The organism is Arcobacter sp. YIC-80 (assembly GCF_044841725.1).
In the GTDB taxonomy this organism is placed as follows: Bacteria; Campylobacterota; Campylobacteria; order Campylobacterales; family Arcobacteraceae; genus Arcobacter_B.
In genome coordinates, this window is record NZ_JBJBSI010000001.1 from 156,492 (window position 1) to 162,486 (window position 5,995).

Annotated in this window: 4 protein-coding genes; all 4 read left to right on the forward strand. The window is 29.0% G+C overall.

The features are described 5' to 3' along the window. Positions 1-11 precede the first annotated feature (11 nt). On the forward strand, positions 12-692 hold the full coding sequence (locus ACH5BK_RS00840; protein WP_404303853.1) for a HesA/MoeB/ThiF family protein: 681 nt from the start codon (positions 12-14) through the stop codon (positions 690-692). A 138-nt stretch (positions 693-830) separates the two neighbouring features. Next, positions 831-4,073 carry a carbamoyl-phosphate synthase large subunit gene (gene carB, locus ACH5BK_RS00845; protein WP_404303855.1) on the forward strand — a complete coding sequence of 1,081 codons (3,243 nt, stop codon included), beginning with the start codon at positions 831-833 and terminating at the stop codon, positions 4,071-4,073. After that, the gene (locus ACH5BK_RS00850) at positions 4,073-4,516 is read left to right on the forward strand and encodes a Sua5 YciO YrdC YwlC family protein (RefSeq protein WP_404303857.1); all 444 of its coding nucleotides are present in this window, start codon (positions 4,073-4,075) and stop codon (positions 4,514-4,516) included. The genes carB and ACH5BK_RS00850 overlap by 1 nt, the downstream gene beginning before the upstream one ends. Before the next feature lie 19 nt (positions 4,517-4,535). Further along, the gene (locus ACH5BK_RS00855; protein ID WP_404303858.1) at positions 4,536-5,837 is read left to right on the forward strand and encodes an ATP-binding protein; all 1,302 of its coding nucleotides are present in this window, start codon (positions 4,536-4,538) and stop codon (positions 5,835-5,837) included. Positions 5,838-5,995: the final 158 nt, after the last annotated feature.

Sequence of the window (5,995 nt, forward strand, 5' to 3'; positions counted from 1 at the left end):
AGGATTTAAACATGAGTGAAATACATGAATTTTTTAACAGACAGATAAAACTTTGGGGTGAAGAAACACAAGACTCTTTACAAGACAAAAAAGTAGCTATTATTGGTAGTGGAGGTTTAGGTTGTACTTTAGGTATTGCTTTAGGTGCTTCTGGTATTGGAGAATTTGCTTTTGTTGATTTTGATGAAGTTGGTGTTCATAATATTCATAGACAAATTGGTTTTAAAGTTGGTGATGATGGAAAAGCTAAATGTGAAGTATTAAAGCAATTAGTTGAGGATAGATGTCCTTATACAAAAGTTACAGCTTACAATGAAAGCTTTGAAGAGTTTGCTTCAAGAGGTTTAGAGTTTGATTTAATCATAGATGCAACAGACAATCTACCAACAAGAGCAGCTATAAATGAATACTGCATGAAAAATAATCAAGCTTGGATTTATGGTAGTGTTGAAGAATTTCATGGACAGGTATGTTTCTTTGATAAAGCATCTTATGAAGCTGTTTTCCAAATCAATGATAGAAAACCAAATGGTATTGCTTGTCCTATTGTAATGCATATTGGTTCACTTCAAGCAAATTTAGCTATTAGATATTTAGCAGGACTTCCTGTAAAAAAAGATGTTTTATATTACCTTTCATTTGATGAAGAGGGTGTTATTTCTACAAAGAAATTTAACTTACCTACAGCATAAACTATAAAAAAATAGCATTATGAGAAAGTAATGCTATTTTTTTAAGAAAATTTCTCTTATACATTTCGTGTAACCCTAGTTTAAGTCCTTTTTAGCTATACTTCCCAAATTTATAAAAAAATATGTGGGGAATTTTTTATGCCAAAAAGAGAAGATATAAAATCTATTTTACTTATTGGTTCTGGGCCAATCGTAATTGGACAAGCGTGTGAGTTTGACTACTCAGGTACACAAGCTACTAAAACGCTAAAAGAACTAGGATACAGAGTTGTTTTAATTAATTCAAATCCAGCTACGATCATGACTGATCCAGAATTTGCTGACAAAACTTATATTGAACCTATTACAGAAGAAGTTGTTGCTAAAATCATAGAAAAAGAAAATATTGATGCTATTTTACCTACTATGGGTGGACAAACTGCATTAAATGTAGCAACTACTATGTATGAAAAAGGTATGCTTGATGGAGTACAATTCCTTGGAGCACATCCTGATGCAATTAAAAAAGGTGAAGATAGACATCTTTTCAATGAAGCGATGATTAAAATTGGTATGGATTTACCAAAAAGTGCTAATGCTTATTCTGTTGAAGAAGCAATAGCAAAAGCTAAAGAGATTGGTTTCCCTGTTATTTCAAGAGCTTCATTTACCCTTGCTGGTGGTGGTTCTGGTGTTGCTTATAATATGGAAGAGTTCAAAAAACTTGCAGAAGAGGGTATTGAAGCATCTCCAATTAACGAAATTGAGATTATGGAGTCTATGCTTGGTTGGAAAGAGTACGAGATGGAAGTTATCAGAGATAGAAAAGATAACTGTATTATTGTATGTTCTATTGAAAACTTAGACCCTATGGGAGTACATACAGGAGATTCTACTACAATTGCTCCTGCTTTAACTCTTACAGATAAAGAATATCAAGATATGAGAAATGCTTCTTTTGCTATTCTTAGAGAAATTGGTGTTGATACAGGTGGTTCAAACGTACAATTCTCAATTTGTCCAAAAACAGGAAGAATGATTGTAATTGAAATGAATCCAAGAGTTTCAAGATCTTCTGCTCTTGCTTCAAAAGCAACAGGTTATCCTATTGCCAAAGTAGCAACTTTATTAGCTGTTGGATTTACATTAGATGAAATTGAAAATGATATCACTGGTACAACTGCATCATTTGAACCTGTAATTGATTATGTTGTTACAAAAATTCCAAGATTTACTTTTGAAAAATTCCCTAAAGCAAACTCTACACTTACAACTGGTATGAAGTCAGTAGGTGAAGTTATGGCTATTGGTAGAACATTTAATGAATCAATTCAAAAAGCTTTATGTTCTATGGAAACAGGAATTCATGGCTTTGATCCTATTTGTGATGATTTAGAAAAAATAAAAGCAGAAATTAGAAGACCAAATGCTGATAGATTAAGATATCTAATGGACGGATATAGACAAGGTCTTACAAATGAAGAACTATTTGAATTATGTAACATTGATCCTTGGTTCTTATCTAAATTTAGAGAAATTTATAACATTGAAACATCAATTAGTGAAACTATTTTAAATAGTGAAGAAGCTATGAGAGAAGCAAAAACAAATGGTTTCTCAGATGCTATGATAGCTCTACTTATTGGTAAAACAGAAGAAGAAGTTTATAGTGCAAGAAAAGCTTTAAATATTGATTTTGAATACAACGAAGTTGATACTTGTGCAGCTGAATTTAAAGCCTTAACTCCATATCTTTACTCTTCTACAAATATTACAAAATTACCAAAAAGTGAAGCACCTAAGTCTTCTGATAAAAAAGTATTAATTATTGGTGGTGGACCAAACAGAATTGGTCAAGGTATTGAGTTCGATTATTGTTGTGTACACGCATCATTTGCTTTAAATGAAATGGGTGTTAAAACAATTATGTACAATTGTAACCCAGAAACTGTATCAACTGACTATGATACTTCTGATATTTTATACTTTGAACCAATTGATTTTGAACACGTAAGATCTGTAATTGAGCAAGAACAACCAGATGGAATTATCGTACACTTTGGTGGACAAACTCCTCTTAAATTAGCAAATGCTATTCATGCTGCTGGTGGTAAAATCATCGGTACTACAGCAGAAGTAATTGATTTAGCAGAAGATAGAGAAAAATTCTCAACTTTTGTTGAAAAAGTAGGATTATTACAACCAGATAATGGAACAGCTGTTGAAGTAACACAAGCAGTTGAAATTGCCCAAAGAATTGGATATCCAGTATTAGTTAGACCTTCATTCGTACTTGGTGGTAGAGGAATGAGAATCGTTTATTCTACTGATGAGTTAAAGCAATATATGGACGAAGCAGTATCTGTATCAAATGATGCACCTGTATTAATTGATAAATTCTTAGATAGAGCTATTGAACTTGATGTTGATTGTATTTGTGATGGAAAAGAAGTTTATATTGGTGGAATCATGCAACACATTGAGGAAGCTGGTGTTCACTCAGGTGATTCTGCTTGTTCTTTACCTCCTGTATCAATTTCAGAAGAGTTAATCAAAGAGTTAGAAGAGAAAACAAAAGCTATGGCACTAGGTCTTGGTGTTGTTGGTCTTATGAATACTCAGTATGCTATTCATAAAGGTAAAATCTTCTTAATCGAAGTTAATCCAAGAGCTTCAAGAACTGTACCTTTTGTATCAAAAGCAACAGGTATGCCTTTAGCTAAAATTGCTACTAGAGTTATGTGGGGTGAGAGTTTAAGAGATGCACTTGCAGTATATGATAAAAATATTGTACAAGAAGATAATGGTGTATTAAAACCTAAATTAAAAGGTCACATTGCTGTTAAAGAAGCTGTATTCCCATTTAACAAATTATCAGGTTCAGATCCAATTTTAACTCCTGAGATGAAATCAACAGGTGAAGTTATGGGTATTTCAGATAACTTTGGAGAAGCTTATGCTAAAGCACAAAGTGCTGCAAAAAATGGATTACCTGTAAGCGGTAAAGTATTTATTTCATTATGTGATTTAGATAAAGAGTTTGCTCCTGAAATTGCAAAAGGTTTAGTTGATGAAGGTTTCTCTGTAGTTGCTACTGGTGGAACTCATAAAGTGATAACAGAAGCTGGTATTGAGTGTGAAAAAGTTCTTAAAATTAGTGAAGGTAGACCAAATATTACTGATGCTATTACAAATGGTGAAATTGCACTTGCATTTAATACATCAGATGGAAAAGAATCATCAAAAGATGATGGTAAAAATATTAGAAGAGCTGTATTAAAAGAGAATGTTCCTTATGGTACAACTGCTGCAACAGCATTAGCTTGTATTGAGGCTATGAAAGCACTGAAAAGTACTGAGGGTGTAAATGTTCAATCTATTCAGGAATTTTTAGAGGACTAATGAATTCATCATTAGTTTATTTAGTACAAACTGATACAACTGTAGGTTTCTCATGTGCTTCACATGAGAGACTATCAGATGTAAAACAAAGACCTAGAAGTAAAAAAATACTAAATACGGTCGATTCTTTTAAAACTTTAAATCAAAATGCAAGAGTGCCTAAAAACTTTAGAAAACAAGTAAGAAGAGCTTCAAAAACTACATATATTTATCCAAATCAAAAATCTTTTAGACTTATAGATAAAAATTCAAAATTTCATCCTTTTATTTCAAAGTTTAAAATATTATATTCAACTTCTGCAAACCTTACAGGAAATAAATTTGATGAAAAGTTTGCTTTAGAAAATAGTGATATTATAGTAAATGAAAAAGATGGTTTTAGTGAAAAAATATCTTCTTCAATTTATAAGTTAAGTAAGATAAAAAAAGTTAAAATAAGATAATTTAAAATAAAGTAAAAAAATGTTTCTACAAAGAGAAGATGAATTAAGACTTTTAAACAATGATTATCAACTACCTTATGCAACTTTTGAGTTTATATATGGAGCAAAAAATAGTGGTAAAACAGCACTTTTAAATGAGTTTACAAAAGATAAAAAAACACTTTTTATATCTAATTTTGAAATGATAAATACGCATTTTTTTACTTCTTTAGCAAATATAATTAGTAACTATTTTGATCAAAAAGATTGTAAGTTTACTTTTTCTAACTTTAAAGAGGTTTTGGAATTTTTATCAAAACATGAAATTGAAAAAAAGTTAGTTATTATTTTTGATGATTTTCAAAATATACAAAAAATTGATAAAAATGCATTGTCTGAGTTATTAAGCTTTTGGAAAAAAAATTTAAAAAATAGAAATATACAACTTATTGTGTCCTCTTCTTTACTTTTTAATGAAAATCTACAAAAAAATATTGATAAGTTTGTTAGTAATATTATAAAACTTAAATATTTAGATTTTAGTGCTTTAAAAGAGTTTTTTCCAGAAATAAATAAACTAGATTTATTGTATATTTACTCTATTTTAGGAACAAGTACTACAAATCTAAAGTATTATAATACTAAAAAAAATTTTAGTGAAAATATTTATAATTTATTTTTATCTTCAAATGCTTATCTTTTTGACTATGGTATTAGACTTTTAAAAAATGAACTTTCTGATATAGGTGCTTATGCCTCTATTTTGCATGCAATATCTTTAGGAAACACTAAAATAGGAGATATTGCTCAATTCTTAGATGTTAAATCTACTTATCTTTCGAGATATATGCAAAAATTGCTTGATATGATGATTGTAAGTAAAAATGTGCCTTTAGGTGAAGATATTAGAAAAACAAAATATGGTAGATACGAAATTGAAGATAATACCTTAAAGTTTTGGTTTTCATTTATTTATCCAAATTTTGCTAAGTTAAAAGCCTCAAATGTTGAAGATGTTACTAAACTTATTGAAGATGAATTTATTAGTAAAATAGTTTTTAAATCATATAAAAAATGTATAAAAGAATTTATTCTTAAAAATAAAGATAGTACATTTGGATATAAACCACAAACCATAGGTTCTTGGTGGGATAATAGTAATAGTATTGATTTAATTGCTTATGATAATTTAAACATCACTTATGTACAAATACTATGGGAAGATAAAGATATGGCTAAGATATCTTATGGAAAATTAAAGGCCAGCTCTGAAAAATATAATTCATCACTAGAAAAAAATTTTTTAATAATAACTAAAGAAACCTTTTTTAATATCATTTAATATGTAGTATAACATAATAAATTTATTCTATATATATCCTTTAAAATAGTGATATGACATATAGATATGTAATATAACATAATAAATACAATAAATATAACATATAATGTTAATAATTTAGATATAATTTACTAATAATGTATTATTAGGAATAAATT